This is a genomic window from Caballeronia sp. J97 (assembly GCF_905220305.1).
In the GTDB taxonomy this organism is placed as follows: Bacteria; Pseudomonadota; Gammaproteobacteria; order Burkholderiales; family Burkholderiaceae; genus Caballeronia.
This window is the reverse complement of the sequence record NZ_CAJMZL010000011.1, coordinates 112,975-128,550: the sequence shown is the minus strand read 5'-3', so window position 1 is coordinate 128,550 and position 15,576 is coordinate 112,975. Positions and strand designations below refer to the sequence as shown.

14 protein-coding genes are annotated in these 15,576 nt (G+C 59.8%); 3 read left to right on the top strand and 11 right to left on the bottom strand.

All coding sequences use genetic code 11. The features are described from left to right. Positions 1-10 precede the first annotated feature (10 nt). From U4Y90_RS16545 to U4Y90_RS16515, 7 genes are all read right to left on the bottom strand, one after another. Positions 11-676 carry an amino acid ABC transporter permease gene (locus U4Y90_RS16545; RefSeq protein ID WP_321796031.1) on the bottom strand — a complete coding sequence of 222 codons (666 nt, stop codon included), beginning with the start codon at positions 674-676 and terminating at the stop codon, positions 11-13. Between the two features lie 10 nt (positions 677-686). Continuing rightward, the gene (locus U4Y90_RS16540; protein WP_321796029.1) at positions 687-1,358 is read right to left on the bottom strand and encodes an amino acid ABC transporter permease; all 672 of its coding nucleotides are present in this window, start codon (positions 1,356-1,358) and stop codon (positions 687-689) included. Positions 1,359-1,365: 7 nt separating this feature from the next. Beyond that, positions 1,366-2,205 carry an amino acid ABC transporter ATP-binding protein gene (locus U4Y90_RS16535; RefSeq protein ID WP_415749364.1) on the bottom strand — a complete coding sequence of 280 codons (840 nt, stop codon included), beginning with the start codon at positions 2,203-2,205 and terminating at the stop codon, positions 1,366-1,368. Between the two features lie 134 nt (positions 2,206-2,339). After that, positions 2,340-3,107 (bottom strand): transporter substrate-binding domain-containing protein, encoded by a 768-nt coding sequence (locus U4Y90_RS16530; protein ID WP_321796027.1) that lies wholly within the window; start codon positions 3,105-3,107, stop codon positions 2,340-2,342. A gap of 134 nt (positions 3,108-3,241) precedes the next feature. Further along, complete coding sequence (locus U4Y90_RS16525) at positions 3,242-3,712, bottom strand: RidA family protein (RefSeq protein ID WP_321796025.1); 471 nt, start codon at positions 3,710-3,712, stop codon at positions 3,242-3,244. 14 nt (positions 3,713-3,726) lie between these two features. After that, complete coding sequence (locus tag U4Y90_RS16520) at positions 3,727-5,442, bottom strand: hydantoinase B/oxoprolinase family protein (protein WP_321796024.1); 1,716 nt, start codon at positions 5,440-5,442, stop codon at positions 3,727-3,729. 16 nt (positions 5,443-5,458) lie between these two features. Beyond that, positions 5,459-7,540 (bottom strand): hydantoinase/oxoprolinase family protein, encoded by a 2,082-nt coding sequence (locus tag U4Y90_RS16515; RefSeq protein ID WP_321796023.1) that lies wholly within the window; start codon positions 7,538-7,540, stop codon positions 5,459-5,461. A gap of 441 nt (positions 7,541-7,981) precedes the next feature. Here U4Y90_RS16515 and U4Y90_RS16510 point away from each other — a divergent pair, with 441 nt between their 5' ends. Then, positions 7,982-8,767: an SDR family oxidoreductase gene (locus U4Y90_RS16510; protein ID WP_321796021.1), complete on the top strand. Its 786-nt coding sequence runs from the start codon at positions 7,982-7,984 to the stop codon at positions 8,765-8,767. 20 nt (positions 8,768-8,787) lie between these two features. Next, positions 8,788-8,994, top strand: coding sequence for a tautomerase family protein (locus U4Y90_RS16505; protein ID WP_321796019.1), 207 nt, complete (start codon positions 8,788-8,790; stop codon positions 8,992-8,994). Positions 8,995-9,059: 65 nt separating this feature from the next. On the opposite strand, the gene U4Y90_RS16500 is transcribed toward U4Y90_RS16505, so the two are convergent. Beyond that, complete coding sequence (locus U4Y90_RS16500; protein ID WP_321796017.1) at positions 9,060-9,983, bottom strand: GntR family transcriptional regulator; 924 nt, start codon at positions 9,981-9,983, stop codon at positions 9,060-9,062. Between the two features lie 145 nt (positions 9,984-10,128). Here U4Y90_RS16500 and U4Y90_RS16495 point away from each other — a divergent pair, with 145 nt between their 5' ends. Then, positions 10,129-10,881, top strand: a complete 753-nt coding sequence (locus tag U4Y90_RS16495; RefSeq protein WP_321796016.1) for a GntR family transcriptional regulator — start codon at positions 10,129-10,131, stop codon at positions 10,879-10,881. Between the two features lie 15 nt (positions 10,882-10,896). On the opposite strand, the gene U4Y90_RS16490 is transcribed toward U4Y90_RS16495, so the two are convergent. From U4Y90_RS16490 to U4Y90_RS16480, 3 genes are all read right to left on the bottom strand, one after another. Next, positions 10,897-12,054 (bottom strand): branched-chain amino acid ABC transporter substrate-binding protein, encoded by a 1,158-nt coding sequence (locus U4Y90_RS16490; protein WP_321796015.1) that lies wholly within the window; start codon positions 12,052-12,054, stop codon positions 10,897-10,899. 214 nt (positions 12,055-12,268) lie between these two features. Then, positions 12,269-13,825, bottom strand: coding sequence for a MutS-related protein (locus U4Y90_RS16485; protein WP_321796014.1), 1,557 nt, complete (start codon positions 13,823-13,825; stop codon positions 12,269-12,271). After that, positions 13,822-15,429: a MutS-related protein gene (locus U4Y90_RS16480; RefSeq protein WP_321796013.1), complete on the bottom strand. Its 1,608-nt coding sequence runs from the start codon at positions 15,427-15,429 to the stop codon at positions 13,822-13,824. Before U4Y90_RS16480 ends, U4Y90_RS16485 begins: the two co-directional genes overlap by 4 nt. Positions 15,430-15,576 lie beyond the last annotated feature (147 nt).

Below are 15,576 nucleotides of genomic sequence, written 5' to 3'. Positions count from 1 at the left end.
GTGTTGGTGCTCAATACGCAAAGCGCCGCAGGAATCGGGATTCCACCACGCCGACCAGACGCGTCAGCGGGAAGGCGACGAGAAAGTAGATGATCCCTACGGTGGTCAGGAACTCGAGCGGTTTCGCCGTCGCATTGGAGGCGCTCTGTCCCACATACATCAGGTCGGCCACGCCCACCGAAGAGATCAGCGCGCTCTCCTTGAACAGGCTGATGATGTTCGAGAGCAAAGGCGGGATCGCGCGCAGCAAGGCCTGCGGAAAGATCACATGCACGATCTTCACGTTGGCGGTCAGCCCGAGCGCGATGCATGCATCATGTTGCTCCGAAGAGATCGACTTGAGCGCGCCGCGAAAGGTCTCGCTCGTGATGGCCGTCATGTACAACGTGAGCGAGATGATGACCGAAAGATACGGCGGGATCGGCAGATGAAAGACGACCGGGAAGCAGAAGAACACCCAGAATAACTGGATCAGCAACGGGGTTCCGCGAAAGAATTCCACGTACAGCGTCGTCAATGGTTTCAGCCAGCGCGAGGGCGACATCCGCAGAAGGCTGAGCACGAAACCCAGCAGACTTCCGAGCACCGCGCATCCGCTCGTGAATGCGATCGTCAGCGCGAGACCCTTGAGCAGCACCAGCCAGTAGGACGCAACAATAGACACATCGAAGCTCATGTCATTCTCCTCAACGCTGCACGGCCGCGTCCTGCCGGCGCTCGATCACATGGACCAGACGCGACACCGGCAAGGAAAGCGCGAAGTAAATGAGCGCGACGATCGAATAGGTTTCGAGCGGGCGATACGCTTCGGTCGCGAGACTCTTTGCAACATACATCAGATCCGCCACCGCGACGATGGCAACGAGCGCGCTCTGTTGCAACGTGCCGATGCCATTGGTCATCAGCACGGGAAGCGCGCTGCGCAATGCTTGCGGCAGGACCACGAACAACGTGCGCTGCCACGGTCTCAGGCCCAGCGCGACACAGGCATCGAGATGCTCCTTCGGAACCGCCTGCACGCCCGCGCGATAAGCCTCCGCATTGAACGCCGTCAGATTCAGCCCGAGCGCGAGAATGCCCATCAGCACCGGATCGATGAATACATCGATCATCATCGGAATGCAGTAGAAGAACCAGACGATCTGCAGCAGCGCAGGCGTGCAGCGGAAAAATTCGATGAAGAGTTGCGCGGGCCAGCGGACCAGCGACCAGCGGCTCATGACCATCAGACAGAGAAGAAAGCCGAGCACGAGTCCCATGACATTGGCGGCGAGCGCCAGTTCGATCGTGACCTTCAATCCCTTGAGCAACGTATCGAGGCTTCCGTCGAGGAACCCGAAATCGAAGTGATAGCCCATGACGACCTCAATCCAGATGAAGGACTCTTTCGAGGAATTCGCGCGTGCGCGTTTCCTTCGGGCGTTTGAACATCTCTGACGGCGCGCCCTCTTCGACCACCTTGCCGCTCGCGCAGAAGACCACTCTGGTTGCGATATCGCGCGCGAAATGCATGTCGTGCGTCACGATGATCATCGCCATCTTCTGCTCCGCGAGCTGAAGCATCACGTTCTGCACTTCGATCACCATTTCGGGATCGAGCGCGGATGTCACTTCGTCGAAGAGCATGAGCTTGGGCTCGAGCATCAGCGCGCGCGCAATCGCCACGCGCTGCTTCTGGCCGCCCGAGAGCTGACTCGGATAAGCATTCAGCTTGTTCTCGAGCCCGAGGCGCGCGAGATACAAGCGCGCGCGTTCGGTGGCGTCCGCCTTCGACAGGCCGTGCACCCTGACCGGCGCGAGGATGAGATTGCCGAGCACCGACAGATGCGGAAACAAGGTGTAGTGCTGGAAGACCATGCCGATCTGCTTTTGCAGCTTCGGATCGATCCGCTTCGAGCCGCGGGTGTCGGCGCCGCGAATATAAGGTTTCCCCTGAAACGAAATCTCGCCGCCCTGAACTCCTTCGAGTCCCATGAGAACTCGAAGCAGCGAACTCTTGCCGCTGCCGCTCGGACCGATCACCACCAGCCGGTCATCCGCGCGCATATCGAGGCTCATGCCGTCCATCACGACGAGGTTCTCGCCGTATGACTTGTACACTTTCCTCAACTGTACGAAGTCGCTCGAAACAACCGATCGAACGGGGATGTGTGCAGGGGTGTCCAAGGTCGCCAACGGTTGTGCTTGTGTCTGAGATAGAAACATGAGGACTTTCTCCAGCGGAGCGCAACGCTGGCGCTCGCGACTTCATGCGGATGAAAGAGCGCGCCGGAGCGCACGTCCGAAATCGAACCCGATGGCGGAACTGCAGTTTCACAGTTCCGTCGACTCTCAATGGATTACTTCGCCTGGGCCAACGTCTCTTTCACCGACGTATCGACATAGGCATTCACCGTTCCTGTCTGCTTCTGCTTCTCGATGAACTGGTTGAACAACGCGACATCCGCTGCGGGCGTGTCCTTGCGAATGCCGAAGCAGATCCCCTGCGGCGCGAGAACCGGATTCGGCTTGAAGGTCTCGGCCCAGTCCGGATGCGAACGCGCGAGCAACAGATTCGTCATGCTGTCGTCGGCCAGCATGTCCGCGCGCTTGGACATCAGCGCGAGGCGCGTTTCGTCGAAGCCCGGCAGCCGCATGATGGTCGCCTGCTTGAGCGCGGCCGAGATCGCCTTGTCCTGCGCGGTGCCCGACATCACCGTGACCGTCACACCGGGCTTGTCGATATCCGCGAGCGACTTGATGGGCTTCGGCAGCTTGGGGTTGTTCTTGTTGTAGGTCAGGTCCACGCTGTAGTCGACGACCGGCTGCGTGAAGGAGATCGCCTTTCTACGCTCGGGCGTATCGTTCAGCGAAAGCGACACGTCCCACTTGTCGGACTGCAGCCCCGCGACGATGTTGTCCCATGTCGTGTCCACATATTCGACCTTCACCTTGAGCACTTTTTCCGCAAAGTCGCGGCAGAGGTCGGGGAACACGCCGCTGTACGTGTTCGTCTTCGGGTCCTTCATCGTCCACGGCGGCGAAGTCGCCACACCGCACCGGAGCACGCCGGCCTTCCTGACGTTTTGCCACGTCGCATCGTCCTGCGCATGTGCCGTGACCGGCATGGCAGCGAGCGCACCCAGGGCAGTCGCACAGACCAACGCGCGACCAAGTAAGCGAGACATCTGGAGCATGATCGACCTCTGAGAAGTTAGGTAAGAAGGAGATGCAAACAATCGATATCGCTGGCTTGCGCGCGTCATTTCAGCTCGAACACGCCTTCGAGTTCCACGGCGACGTTTCGTGGCAGCGAGATGCAACCGACGGCGGCGCGCGTATGTCTGCCGCTGTCGCCCAGCACGGCGACCACGAGATCGGACGCTCCGTTGATCACGTTGGGATGCTCGGTGAACGCTTCGGTTGCGTTGACGAAACCGCCCAGCCGCACGCATCCGGCGATCCGGCTCAGATCGCCTTCCACGGCCCGATCGACCTGAGCGAGCAGGTTCACCGCGCAAAGGCGCGCAGCGGCTTGCCCGTCCTCGATCGATACGTCACGTCCCAGCTTGCCGACGTATTGATCGACACCATCGCGCACCGGGACCTGTCCCGACACGTATAGAAGATTCCCGACACGCTTGACCGGCAGAAAATTCGCGCCGGGCCTGGGCGCGGCCTGAGGCAGATCGATGCCGAGTTCCTTCAGGCGATCCTTGAGGCTTTCACTCATCTCTCACTCCTGCGTCAATGCGCGCCGTTCGCTTTCGAGCGCGCCCGGTCGATGCGCTCACCGTCGAACACGACCTTGTGGTGACGCTCCGCGTATTCGCGTGTGATCTTGCCGTTCGCGAGATCCGCTTCGATTCGTTCGAGCGTTCTGGCCGCCGGGTCGCCGTAGCCACCGCCGCCGGCCTGTTCGTGCCGGATGATCGCGCCGCGATGCAGCGTGCGCGTGAACTTGCTCGGCAACGGCGAGAGCCCTTTCTCCGATCGCAGGTAATTGGCCGAGCACGCACCCGGCGCGCCGCCGAATAGTCCGTACGGCGCATGCGATGCACGGTCGGAGCGAATCTGCGCGACGACTTCTTCTGCCTCGATCCGGTACTCGCGAACGAGGCCGAGGCCGCCGCGATATTCACCCGCGCCGCCCGAGTCGGCCGCGAAGCCGTACTCTTCCATTACGATCGGATAACGCGCTTCGAGCGTTTCGATCGGCATGTTCGACATGTTTTGCGACGGGTTGGTCACGCCTTCGATGCCGTCCTTGTCGAAGCGTCCGCCCCACGCGCCGTTGATCATGTCGACGAGAATGAAAGGCTCGCTGGACGTCTTGTCGTAGCCGCTCAACGCGATCACCGTGTTGCCGCCCTCGCCTGCCGCCATCACCTTCTTCGGTGCGATCTGCGCAAGCGCGCCGAACACGCAGTCGACCACGCGATAGCCGGTCAGTGCGCGTGCGGCGACCGGCGCCGGCATGCGCGGATTCAGAATGGAACCTTCGGGCGCCGTGATCTCGATGCAGCGATACACGCCCGCGTTGTTGGGCACGTCGGCATCGAGCGCACAGCGCACGCTCAGATACGTGGCCGACTTCACGAACGACAACGTGGAGTTGATCGCGCCTCGCACTTGCGGCGACGAGCCCGCGAAATCCACCTTCACTTTCGAGCCTTCCACCGTGATGGCGCACTTGATCGGAATGGCGTCGTCGGTGAAACCATCGTTGTCGATGTAATCGGTGAAAGCGTAGACGCCGTCCGGCCATGCTTCGATGGCGCGGCGCGTCAGCCGTTCGCCGTAGTCGAGCAGTTCGTCGAAATAGGCCTGGAGATTGGCCTCGCCGTATCGATTGATGAGGCGCAGCAGTTCACGCTCGCCGATATTGCAGGTCGCCAGTTGCGCGTCGAGATCGCCGAGAACGAGATCCGGCAGGCGCACGTTCTTCCTGATGATGTCGATGAGCGTCTCGTTCGGCTCGCCGCGCGTGTATAGCCTGGTCGGCGGGATGCGCAGCCCTTCCTGGAAGATTTCTGTCGAGTCCGCTGCATTCGAACCCGGCACGCGTCCGCCAACATCGCAGTGATGCGCGATCACGACGGAGAATCCCTGCAGCCGCTTCTCGTGAAAGATCGGCTTGAACATGAAGATGTCGGGCAGATGCATGCCCCCTTCGTACGGATCGTTCAGGATGATCACGTCACCCGGTTCGACCGTCGCGGCAAACTTTCTGATGATCACGTCCACCGCATCCGGCACCGCGCCGAGATGCAGCGCGACGGTCTTCGCCTGCGCAAGGATGCGGCCCGTGGCGTCGCACATGGTGACCGAATAGTCGAGCACGTCGCGGATGATCGGCGAGCGCGCGGTACGCATCACGGCGAACGCCATGTCGTCGACGATCGTGTCCAGCGCGTTCTTGACGACGGCAAAGGTAATGGGGTCAACGTTTCGTTGGGTCATGATGGCTCCGTTCAATTCATTCGATCGATGCGATGACACTGCCTACCTTGTCGGTGCTCACGCGCCAGCCGGGCGGAATGACGATGGTGGTGTCGGAACTTTCGAGGATGACCGGACCGGTGATGCTCTTGTCGAGCTTCGAACGCGGCATGATCGGCGTGTCGATCCAGCCTGTCTGACGATCGAAGTAGACGCGCCGCGTGTCTCCCGACTGTTCGACGATGGCCGCTTTCGAACTGCGGATATCGTTGAAATCGAGCGTGCTGGTCGCGATGCCGCGTGCCAGCAGACGCACGTTCGCGCACTCGATCGCATCGTTCGATGCGTAGCCGTAGATGCCGGTATAGGCATCGCGGAAGGCCTGGCGCAGCGTCTCGCGCGTCGATTCGTTCAGTTGTTCCGGCAGCGCGACCGGAATTTCGTAGTCCTGACCCTTGAAGCGCATGTCCAGATCGAAGACATACTGAATACGATTCGCCGAGTAGCCTTCGTCCGCCAGCGCACGGCGTGCGTCCTCGCGCATCTGCGCGACCTGTTCCGACAGCGCGTCGATGTCGAGCGAATCCAGCAGACTGAGCGACGGCTTCACGAAGTAGCGTTCGACCGCGCCCGCCAGCATGCCCATTGCAGTGAACACGCCGGGTGCGGCCGGAAACACGACCTTCTTCATGTCGAGCGCGCGCGCCAGATCGCAAGCGTGCACCGGACCCGATCCACCGAATGCAACGAGCGTGAAGTCACGCGGATCGACACCACGCTCGACCGTAACGGCCTTGATCGTGCGCGCCATGTTGACATTCACTACTTCGCGGATGCCGACAGCCGCCTCTTCCACTTCGATGCCGAGCGGTTTTGCGAGCAAGCTATCGACTGCGTCGCGCGCCGCGGCGATCTTGAGTTCCATCGTGCCGCCCGCGAGACGTTGCGGCAGAAAGCCGAGAATCGCGTTGGCGTCCGTCACCGTCGGCTTCTCTCCGCCGATGCCATAGCACACCGGTCCCGGGAACGCGCCCGCGGACACCGGTCCGACGTTCAGCAGGCCACCCGCGTCGATCCACGCGATCGAACCCGCGCCGCTTCCCACTTCCGCGACGTCGATCGTCGGCACGCGCATCATGTAGCCGCCCGCCTTGATGAAGCGGCTCGGCGTGGAAATGCCCGCGCGGAATTCGTATTCGTTGGTGCGGGCGAGTTGCCCGTCGTGAATGAGCGATGCCGATGCCGTCGTGCCGCCCATGTCGAACACGACGAGATCCTTGTCCTGGCGCGCATCGCCCAGGCGACCCGCACCGACCACGCCCGCCGAACGTCCCGACGAGATGAAGAACACCGGCGTGTCCTGCGCGATGCGCGCGCTGGAGAGACCGCCATTCGAATTGCTCACCAGCAAGGGCGCGCTCACGCCGATTCGCTTCAGACCCGATTCCAGCCGTTGCAGATAGGTGCGTAACGCCGGCAGCACATACGCGTTCACGACTGTCGTCGATGTGCGTTCGTACTCGCGAAGCTCCGGAAGCACGGAAATGGAAGCGGTCACGCTGATGTCCGGGAACGCGCGCTGAAAGGCTTCGAGCGCCGCAGCCTCGTTCGCGCCGTTCTTGTACGAGTTGATGAAGCAGATCGCGACGGACTCGATCCCTTCCTTCTGGAAGAATTCGCCCGCCCTGATGACTTCGTCGACCGGCGTCGGGCGCAGCACGTCGCCGGAAGCCAGCACACGCTCATCGATCTCGAGGCGATAGCGCCGCTCGACGAGCGGGACAGGCTTGTCCCAGGACAGATCGAACATCGTGGGCGTGCGCACGCGGCCGATTTCGAGCACGTCACGAAAGCCCTTGGTCGTGATCAGGCCGCACTTCGCTCCGACCTTTTGCAGCATCGTGTTCGACCCGACGGTCGTGCCGTGCAGCACTTCCTTCACGTCGGCCGTCTTGAGTCCCGATTGCTCGAGGATGCGCTCGACGCCTGTCAGCACGGCCTCTTCCGGCGCCTTGGGCGTGGACGAGACCTTGGTGAAATGAACGTTGCCCTTGTCGTCGAGCAAAACAAGGTCCGTGAAAGTACCGCCGATGTCGACGCCAATTCTCGCGCTTGCCATATCGATTCCCGATGTTCTCGAGTCCTCGTGCCGGATTCCGGACGAAGCGCTCGTTACCTAGTTGAAAGACCACAGCGGATCTCGCGAAGCCCGTCACAGCGACACGCGCTTTCACGAGTAATGGATGATTGGCGCCAATAATCTGCCTGGCGAAAATCCTCTTTCCCGATGATCTTCGCGTCGCCGATCCATGCGTTGCATTGTCGATCAAATGACGACAAAGTCAAAGCCGAAAAAAATTGTTTTCGGAGGATGCCGTGCCAAGAGCCTTTACGCAAAAGGGTTTCAGCGCCTTATAGGTGGTTAACCTGATCGGAAAAAACTGGAGAAGCACACGCTTGACAGGCACAAATGATCGTGAAAATATTGTCGACATAAGATCGACTTCACGCCGACAAGCTCGCTCGGCGCGGTCGTTTTCCATCGAGATAAAGGACATCTATGACGAACGAATCGAACCTGATCGTGGTGACTGGAGGCGCGAGCGGAATCGGTGAGGCGACCGCACAGCGGTTCGCGCGAGCCGGTTGGCGTCTGGCCGTCGCGGACGTGAACGCCGAGGGTGGGGAGAAGGTGGTGGCATCGCTGCGCAAAGCGGGCGCGGATGCGCGGTTCTATCAAGTGGACCTGGCCGATGAATCGGCTATCACCGGCTTCGCCAATGCGGTCATCCGGGAACAGGGCGTGCCGGTCGCTCTCGTGAACGCGGGCGGCATTCTGCAGAACGCTGTCCGGCTGCTCGATCTCGAACTGGCCGAATTCGACCGGCTGTTTCAGATCAACGTGCGTGGCACGCTGATCGCGTCACGCGCTTTCGGGAAGTACATGTGCGAAGCCGGGCAAGGGTCCATCGTCAATCTTTGTTCGTTGACGACGTTTCGTGCCTCGGCGCAGATCGGCTATGCCGTCGGCAAATCGGGGCTCAAGCTGCTGACCGAAACCATCGCGGCGGAGTGGGGCCCCAAGGGCGTCCGCGTCAATGCCGTCGCGCCCGGCTACACGCTGACTCAGGCCATGCAGGCGCGGATCGACGCTGGCCAGCGCGATCCCGAAGCCGTCACCGGCAAGTCGGCGCTGGGCCGCTTCGTGAAGCCTTCCGAGGTCGCGGACGCCATCTATTTCCTGTGTTCGCCCGAGGCGGCCGCCATCACCGGCGTCACGCTGCCGATCGACTGCGGGTGGCTCGTCAGCACGGCGTATCAGGCTTATGCATCGCAACCCGCGTGAACGTTGAAAAAGGAACGGAAATGCCTATCCTCACACTCGAAATGCTTTCGGGCAGAACTGAAGAACAGAAGATCGAACTCGCCGAAGTGCTGACTCGCGAAACCGCGCGCATCGCAAAGTGCGCGCTTCACGATGTGCAGATCGTTTTCAGCGAAGTGCCGCGCTCCAGTTGGGCGGTGGGCGGGAAGCTGGCGTCGCGCAAGGAAGCATTGAATAGCGGAAGCTGAAAAAGGCCGGTCGGCGGGTCTTTCCGGCCGATCGGCGCGACATCTCTGGCGCATCGCGCCAGAGTTCAGTTGAGCGACGAACTCGTTTCTTTTGTTGCCCGGGTCGCTCGCGACCGTCTCTTGTCTTGCTGATCGTTCGAAGCCGCTGCATGACGCGATGTGCCCTTGGCAGCGAACTTGACCGGAATTTGCGCAGTGAGATTACGGTCGAGATACTCCATGAAACGCCCTTTGAACTGCGTCGCGTGTTCATGCGCGCAGGCCTCCGCGCGGTCGGCGTCACCCTCTTCGATTGCCTGCAGCAACTCGGTGTGATGCGCCGCCATGCTTTCTGGCGTGATGTCCGGGTCCAGCGCCTTGTACTTCAGATGCAGGTGGAGCATACGCCGCCCTTCGTCGAGCAGACGCCGATAGAGGTCCGCGAAATACGTATTGCGGCCGGCCTTGGCGATGCTCATGTGGAAGTCGTAGTTGCGCTCGATCATCGGCAGGCTGTCGCCAGTTTTGATGCTCTCGGCAACGCCCTTCAGATACGCCTTGTGCGTCGCATGGATCGCACGGATGTCGTCGGCCGTGCGATGAACGGCCGCCAGGCGATGCGTCACGCGCTGAAGCAGGTCCAGTGCGTCGAGAAATTCCGGAACACGCTGGAAATCGATCGGCGTGACGACATTGCCGCGATTCGGGAGAATCGTGACGAGGCCTTCGGCGGAAAGCCTGACGAGCGCCTCGCGTACCGGCGAACGCGAAACAGAAAACCGTTCCGCCACGCCCAGCTCGTCGAGGTGAGTGCCCGGCGCGAGTTTCATCGTCAGGATTTCATTTCGCAGTGTCACGTACACGCGGGCCGTTCCCGTTTCCTTGGTTGCATCCACGGGCTGCTCTGTTGCCTTTGCCATAAAAAAATCCTGTGTGCCTGCCGAAGCATTCCGGGGCCGGAGCATTGTCGACATGTTGCCGACAATTCTACTCCTTCGAAACGCACTCATGTGGCTTGCGCCGACTATGGAAGACCCCGAGAGACGGGCTTTTCGACACGGGAAGTATATTGGCTACAATGATTTCAGTCTCGATCCAACGGCGTTTTTGCCTGCGAGGACAGTCTGTTCTCTGTGTCCCGGCTGACTCCCGACTATGTCAACCCCACTTGCCATTCCGAAGATCGTCAAGCAATCGATGGGCGCGCAAGCCGTGGATGTGCTTCGAAACGCCATCACGCGAGGCGACGTTCCGGCTGGCTCGCGCATCACGGAACTGCAGTTGTCCGCGCTTCTGGATCTGTCACGCGCGACGGTCAGAGCCGCCCTGCATCAACTGGCGAAAGAAGGGCTCACGAAGCTCGTGCCCTACACAGGCTGGACGGTTGTAGCACTGACCGCGAAAGACGCATGGGAGCTTTACACGTTGAGGTCCAGCCTGGAGAGACTGGCCGCTCAACTCGTCGCCTCGAAACTCGACAGGCGCAAGCAGAAGGCAATCGCTTCCAGATTCGCCACGCTCGAAAAGTGCTGTGCGGGCTCCGACGCGCAAGCCATTGCCGAAGCAGACTTCGCGTTCCACAAGGCCATTATCGATCTGTCAGATCACGGTCGGCTCCGCTCGCAATACGAGATCGTCGAGAGGCAAATCCGTATCTTTATCCGTACGAGCGACGAACTCGCGAGCGATGGACAAGATCTCGTCGATCAGCATCGCCCGATCCTGCAGGCGCTGCTCGCAAAGGATGCCGATGAAGCCGGAAGGTTATCGGAAGCACACAACATGACCGAGGGCGGCAAGCTCACATCGCATCTGCTACTCATCGAATCGCAAACGCCGGCGAGTGAAACGCAGGGATCGACGGGCCGGCTCAAGAACCTCAATGCGCGCGGCCGCAAGCAACCCTGATCGGCCAGGCTTTGTTCACTTCGATTGCGTTTGTTCGACTCCGAGCACGATCCACTTGCCGCCTTGCTGCTGATAGAGCGTCGCTGAAGCCGTTTTGAGGTCTCCGCTCGAAGTAAAGGAAATCGGTCCCGTGACGCCGTCGAAATGAAGCTCGCGCAAGGCCTGCAAGTATCGCCTCGGCTCCGTGGAGTCCGCGTTCTTCATGGCGTTGATCATCGCCCAGGCCGCGTCGTAGGCGAGCGGCGCGAACTGAACGATACCCACGCCGAACCGCGTCTTCATCTTCTGATCGAGTTCGGCGGCGCGTGGAAGCCGGCTCAACGGCAGGCCGTATTCCCAGCTATACATGCCTTCGGAACTTTTGCCCGTCAGCTTGAGAAAACTGTCATTGGTGAAGCCTCCTTCGCCCATGAACTTTGCCTTGATGCCAAGCTGATGAATCTGTTTGGCAACGCCCGCGGCCTGGATGTCCTGCCCGGTATAGAAGATCAGATCGGGTGTTTGCGCCTTGATCGCTGTGAGAATGGCGCGGAAATCGATGGACTGCGTCGTCGTGTACTGCCACGAAACCAGCGATGCGCCCTCCTGCTGTACCGCCTTCGCATACTCGGTGACCAGATTCGTTCCGTAGGCGCTGCTGTCATCGATGACGGCGACGCGCCTCGCCCCTAACACGCGGACCGAATATCTTGCCGCGACCAAGGCCATCTGATCGTCGTTGCTGATCGTGCGAAATACGTTCTCGAAGCCTTGCCCCGTGTACGTGGGCGAACTGGATGCCGGCGAGATCTGCGCAATCCCGGCGCGCCGATAGATGGCGGAGGCCGCCACCGAGCATCCGGAATTGTGATGACCGATCACGCCGCTGACACCTTCATCGACGAAACGTTGAGCGATCAACACGGCCGTTCGCGGGTCCCCGGCATCATCCTGGCCATCGACTTCGAACTGGACCTTCTGTCCGCCGATGACGAGGCCTTGCTTGTTCGCTTCTTCGAACGCGAGTCTCGCCGCGTTCTCTTCGTCTTTTCCATACGACGCGGAAAAACCCGTCAAAGGCCCTGCAATGCCGATTTTCACGGTCTTTACGTCGGCGGCCTGCACATCTGCAATCACAAACAGGCTGACGCTTGCCACTGCGACGGCAAGCGTGAGGAATCGGGAGGCTGGCATGTCGTTCTCTTGAACTCTCGGTAGGATCTGCAATCGTCAGACTGCGATTTTAGTTCGATCCACGATTCCTTCCCGAACGATTTCTTACCTTTTGAGCGACCGAGCCGCGTGCCGCGACATCACTATGCTTCGGTACCCCGTGACGCTCAGCGCGACTCCGAACAACGCGGTCACGAGTTGCCACCAGTCAATTCCACGCAGCGGCACAACGTCTTCATCTGCCGCTCGGGATCTCCGCGCTTTCAAAACGGCGTTCGTCTTTCCCATCCGGCTGCGTGGATTCATCGAAGATAACTCTGTACAGATCTTCGCCATAGCTCGTTTCAAGCGGCTCTCCAGGTGCGACCCTGAACGTCCGCTCTCCACTTTCGTACCTCTCTGCGCGCAAGAAGACCCCTCGTCCACGCATGCATTCAAACAAACTGTGAGCAAAGTCGTACATGTGCGTGACAAACAGGACTTTCACGCGCTGCTCTACCAACGCGCGGACGATCTGGCGCGCCACCTCCGATCCCTCACGCTCATTGGTCGAGGCAAAGGACTCGTTGAAGAGCACCATCGAATCCTGCTTGATGTGGTCGGCAAGCGCGTTCATTCGTACGAGTTCCTCGTCGAATTTGCCGCTCGTCATCGAGGCATCTTCCTCTCGCTTATAGTGCGTGAAGACGCCGTTCGCAACATTCGCGCTGAAGGTCCGTGCTCCTGCTTTCATCCCGGCCTGCATCAGGATCTGCGCAACTCCGATGCTGCGCAAGAAGGTGGACTTGCCACCTTCGTTAGCCCCGGTTATCACAAAGATCTCAGCCTGAGGCGCATCGCCATCGTTGGGCACGACCGGCTTCTCTACACGAAGCGCCAGACAGACGTCATACAAGCCTTCGAAACCGTGCTGACGATCTGCGGCATCCATCGGAACCGGATACGTCGTCGGCTGCCCTTTTGCTTCCAGCGCATTTATGAGGTTCAGGCAGCCGATATAAAACGCCAGTTCGACCCGGATCATCTGAAAGAAGCTCAGCACGTGCTGGGCAGACTGATGCACCGCATCTGCAGCGAGGCCAATGCCACGTCCTTCGAGTTCAGACAGCGCTCGTGCGCCCGCTTCATCACGGTCGGCAATATGGAACGTGTACGATGGTGCGTGACGCTCGAACAGTCGTTTGAGAAAATTTCGATCCGCTTCATCGAGCTTGCGTAGCGTATGGCCGACACCTTTGTTGCCTCGGCCAAGCGATGCACTGATCAGCGTGCCATGGCCGAACTTGAGCTCCTTGAGATGCGTCGCGAGCGTGTCGAAATACTCGTCGGATAGCTCTTGCCGGATCATTGCGAAAAAGCGCGTGAAGCCCTCGGAGCGAAACTCGCCGATCGATGCGTCTGCAACGTTCCTGAGCTTGCGGAGCACCGCAATGAACGACTGCATCAGGTCGCGCGAGCTACTGAGGATTGCAGCGGGATAATGCGAGTAAATTCCAAAGTACGTCTTCTTTTCGATCTCGACAGCTTCGACAGCAATGTCATAAAGAAGCCTGACTGCGTCCACATGCTTCTCGCAATCGCCCAAAATAGCCTGGCGGTAGAAGATCAGATCAGGCGTCGCGAGCGATCTGAGTACAGTCTGTCTAGCAATGTCGAGAAGAAAGCCGTCACCTTGCGCCATGGTCGCGAAGAGCGTCTCCAGCTCGAGATCGGCGGTGAGCACGTCTGAACCCCACGGCAATTCATCGTCGACCTGGAAGTCCGCGTCGGGATAGAGCAGATATGCTTTCATGATCCGATCCTCTCCTTCAGTCTCTCGTACGTGAGGCCGTATTGTCGGGCGAGGGTCATCGCATAAGATCGGCCGTCGGCGGGATGGCGTACCACCCTGAAGGTCCTGGATGCAATGGCGTCGGGCTTCACTTCGCTGAGCATGCTGACCGTCTGCGGACTTAGCGTGGATAGTTCTTCTATGAACGTGACGTAGACGCAGAGCGCATCGAGTTCCATGATGCGCTCCATCACCTTTCGGCTCAGATAGAGCGCGTCCTTCAGCGAGGTGGAACTGAATATCTCGTTCATGATGATGATGCTTCTGGAAGTTGCCCCGCCGAGTATCTCGTGAATGCGAAACAGGTCATCGTGCAGCTTGCCACGAAGGTTCTTCATGTCTTCCTGCCGCTCGAAATGAGTAAAGATTCGGTCAGACAGATAGAGTTGCGCCTGACTTCCCGGCACGGGCAAGCCGACGGCAGCGAGGTAATGCAACTGCCCGAACGCGCGGGCAAAGGTCGTCTTGCCGCCCTGATTGGGCCCGGTGATGACGATGATCCGTTCCTCGCCTTCGAGATGGAAATCGTTGCAAACGACAGGCTTCTTCGCGGCGCGCAGCTTCTCGGCAAGCGCAATATCGAATCCCTGCACGCTCCGCACGCCCTTTGATGTCGATGAAAGCACCGGATAGCAGAACGACAATCCGATAGCTTTGGTGCTTGTCATGTGCTCCAGATAGGCAACATAGAACTGAATCTCCCGATCGAAGCGCGCGATCACCGGGTCGATAAAGTCGGCATGCGAGCCACAGAACGTCTCGAATGGATCGAAGACCTCTGGATACAGCCGCGCAACGAAATCCATCACGGTCGCTTCGACGTGGTTCATGTCGGGGTAGTCTTTGCTTTCGATCTCTCGCTTCTTTACCGCGCCCTGCTTGAATTTTTCGAAGACGCGCCGTACTTCTTCGCTGTAGTCCACTTCTCCCGCGTACCGCCTGACCGTTACGGCGTTGCCCTTGATGAGCACGCTGTAGCGAACGTCGTCCAGGGCTTTCCGGATCGTGGACTCGTCCGCGACAAGCGCTCGAAACACCGGACTCTGTGCGTACTGGATGAGCACATCGAGGAACGCCCTTAAGCCCGCGGATCGCGGTTCTGCTTTTTTGAGCGCGTCGGCAAAGGCGTCGACACACGCCCCGTAGTGGCGTGCGCCATCGAGAAGGTAACGCCGCTCTTGCCAGCGATAGTGCATTTTTGCAGCAACGGCCAGTTGGCGACGCACGAGCCTCATGTCATCTGCGAAAGCCACGACCGCCGACATGATCTCCGTGCGCTCGAGATCGCGCATGACCTCGTGCCGATAAAGAATCGCTCGCGTGTCGTTCAGGGGAACATTGAAATACGGTCTGAGCTCGTATTCATCGCGCCCGCGGAGCAAAGCATCGATTACCTGATCGAGATTGAGGTCGATGAAGACGTCCGGCTGCGTCGCTTGCTCGATCTCCTTCAAGGAACGGCCATCATGAAAGAGAACGCTCTTGAACGTCGTCTGGCACACTCCAGCTTGCTCAGGCTCAATGCGCAAGTGTCGTGATTCGACCGAGTCGATGATCTGTGTCATGGGAGATCTTCCGTGCACGCCGACAATCGACGTTTGCCTGAGTGCGAGACTTCGCACGGCAAAAATCGACCACCGACGACAAAACACTGGAAGAAGGCGCCACTGAGGATCGACGCCGTTGAACTGCGAGGCCGGTGGACGAGCCCA

Excerpts from the sequence above, each read along its gene's own strand:
- U4Y90_RS16510 (WP_321796021.1), top strand. The coding sequence starts at position 7,982 with ATGACGAACGAATCGAACCTGATCGTGGTGACTGGAGGCGCGAGCGGA.
- U4Y90_RS16520 (WP_321796024.1), bottom strand. The coding sequence starts at position 5,442 with ATGACCCAACGAAACGTTGACCCCATTACCTTTGCCGTCGTCAAGAAC.
- U4Y90_RS16505 (WP_321796019.1), top strand. The coding sequence starts at position 8,788 with ATGCCTATCCTCACACTCGAAATGCTTTCGGGCAGAACTGAAGAACAG.
- U4Y90_RS16480 (WP_321796013.1), bottom strand. The coding sequence starts at position 15,429 with ATGACACAGATCATCGACTCGGTCGAATCACGACACTTGCGCATTGAG.
- U4Y90_RS16500 (WP_321796017.1), bottom strand. The coding sequence starts at position 9,983 with ATGAGTGCGTTTCGAAGGAGTAGAATTGTCGGCAACATGTCGACAATG.
- U4Y90_RS16485 (WP_321796014.1), bottom strand. The coding sequence starts at position 13,825 with ATGAAAGCATATCTGCTCTATCCCGACGCGGACTTCCAGGTCGACGAT.
- U4Y90_RS16490 (WP_321796015.1), bottom strand. The coding sequence starts at position 12,054 with ATGCCAGCCTCCCGATTCCTCACGCTTGCCGTCGCAGTGGCAAGCGTC.
- U4Y90_RS16535 (WP_415749364.1), bottom strand. The coding sequence starts at position 2,205 with ATGTTTCTATCTCAGACACAAGCACAACCGTTGGCGACCTTGGACACC.
- U4Y90_RS16515 (WP_321796023.1), bottom strand. The coding sequence starts at position 7,540 with ATGGCAAGCGCGAGAATTGGCGTCGACATCGGCGGTACTTTCACGGAC.
- U4Y90_RS16540 (WP_321796029.1), bottom strand. The coding sequence starts at position 1,358 with ATGGGCTATCACTTCGATTTCGGGTTCCTCGACGGAAGCCTCGATACG.
- U4Y90_RS16525 (WP_321796025.1), bottom strand. The coding sequence starts at position 3,712 with ATGAGTGAAAGCCTCAAGGATCGCCTGAAGGAACTCGGCATCGATCTG.
- U4Y90_RS16545 (WP_321796031.1), bottom strand. The coding sequence starts at position 676 with ATGAGCTTCGATGTGTCTATTGTTGCGTCCTACTGGCTGGTGCTGCTC.
- U4Y90_RS16495 (WP_321796016.1), top strand. The coding sequence starts at position 10,129 with ATGTCAACCCCACTTGCCATTCCGAAGATCGTCAAGCAATCGATGGGC.
- U4Y90_RS16530 (WP_321796027.1), bottom strand. The coding sequence starts at position 3,107 with ATGCCGGTCACGGCACATGCGCAGGACGATGCGACGTGGCAAAACGTC.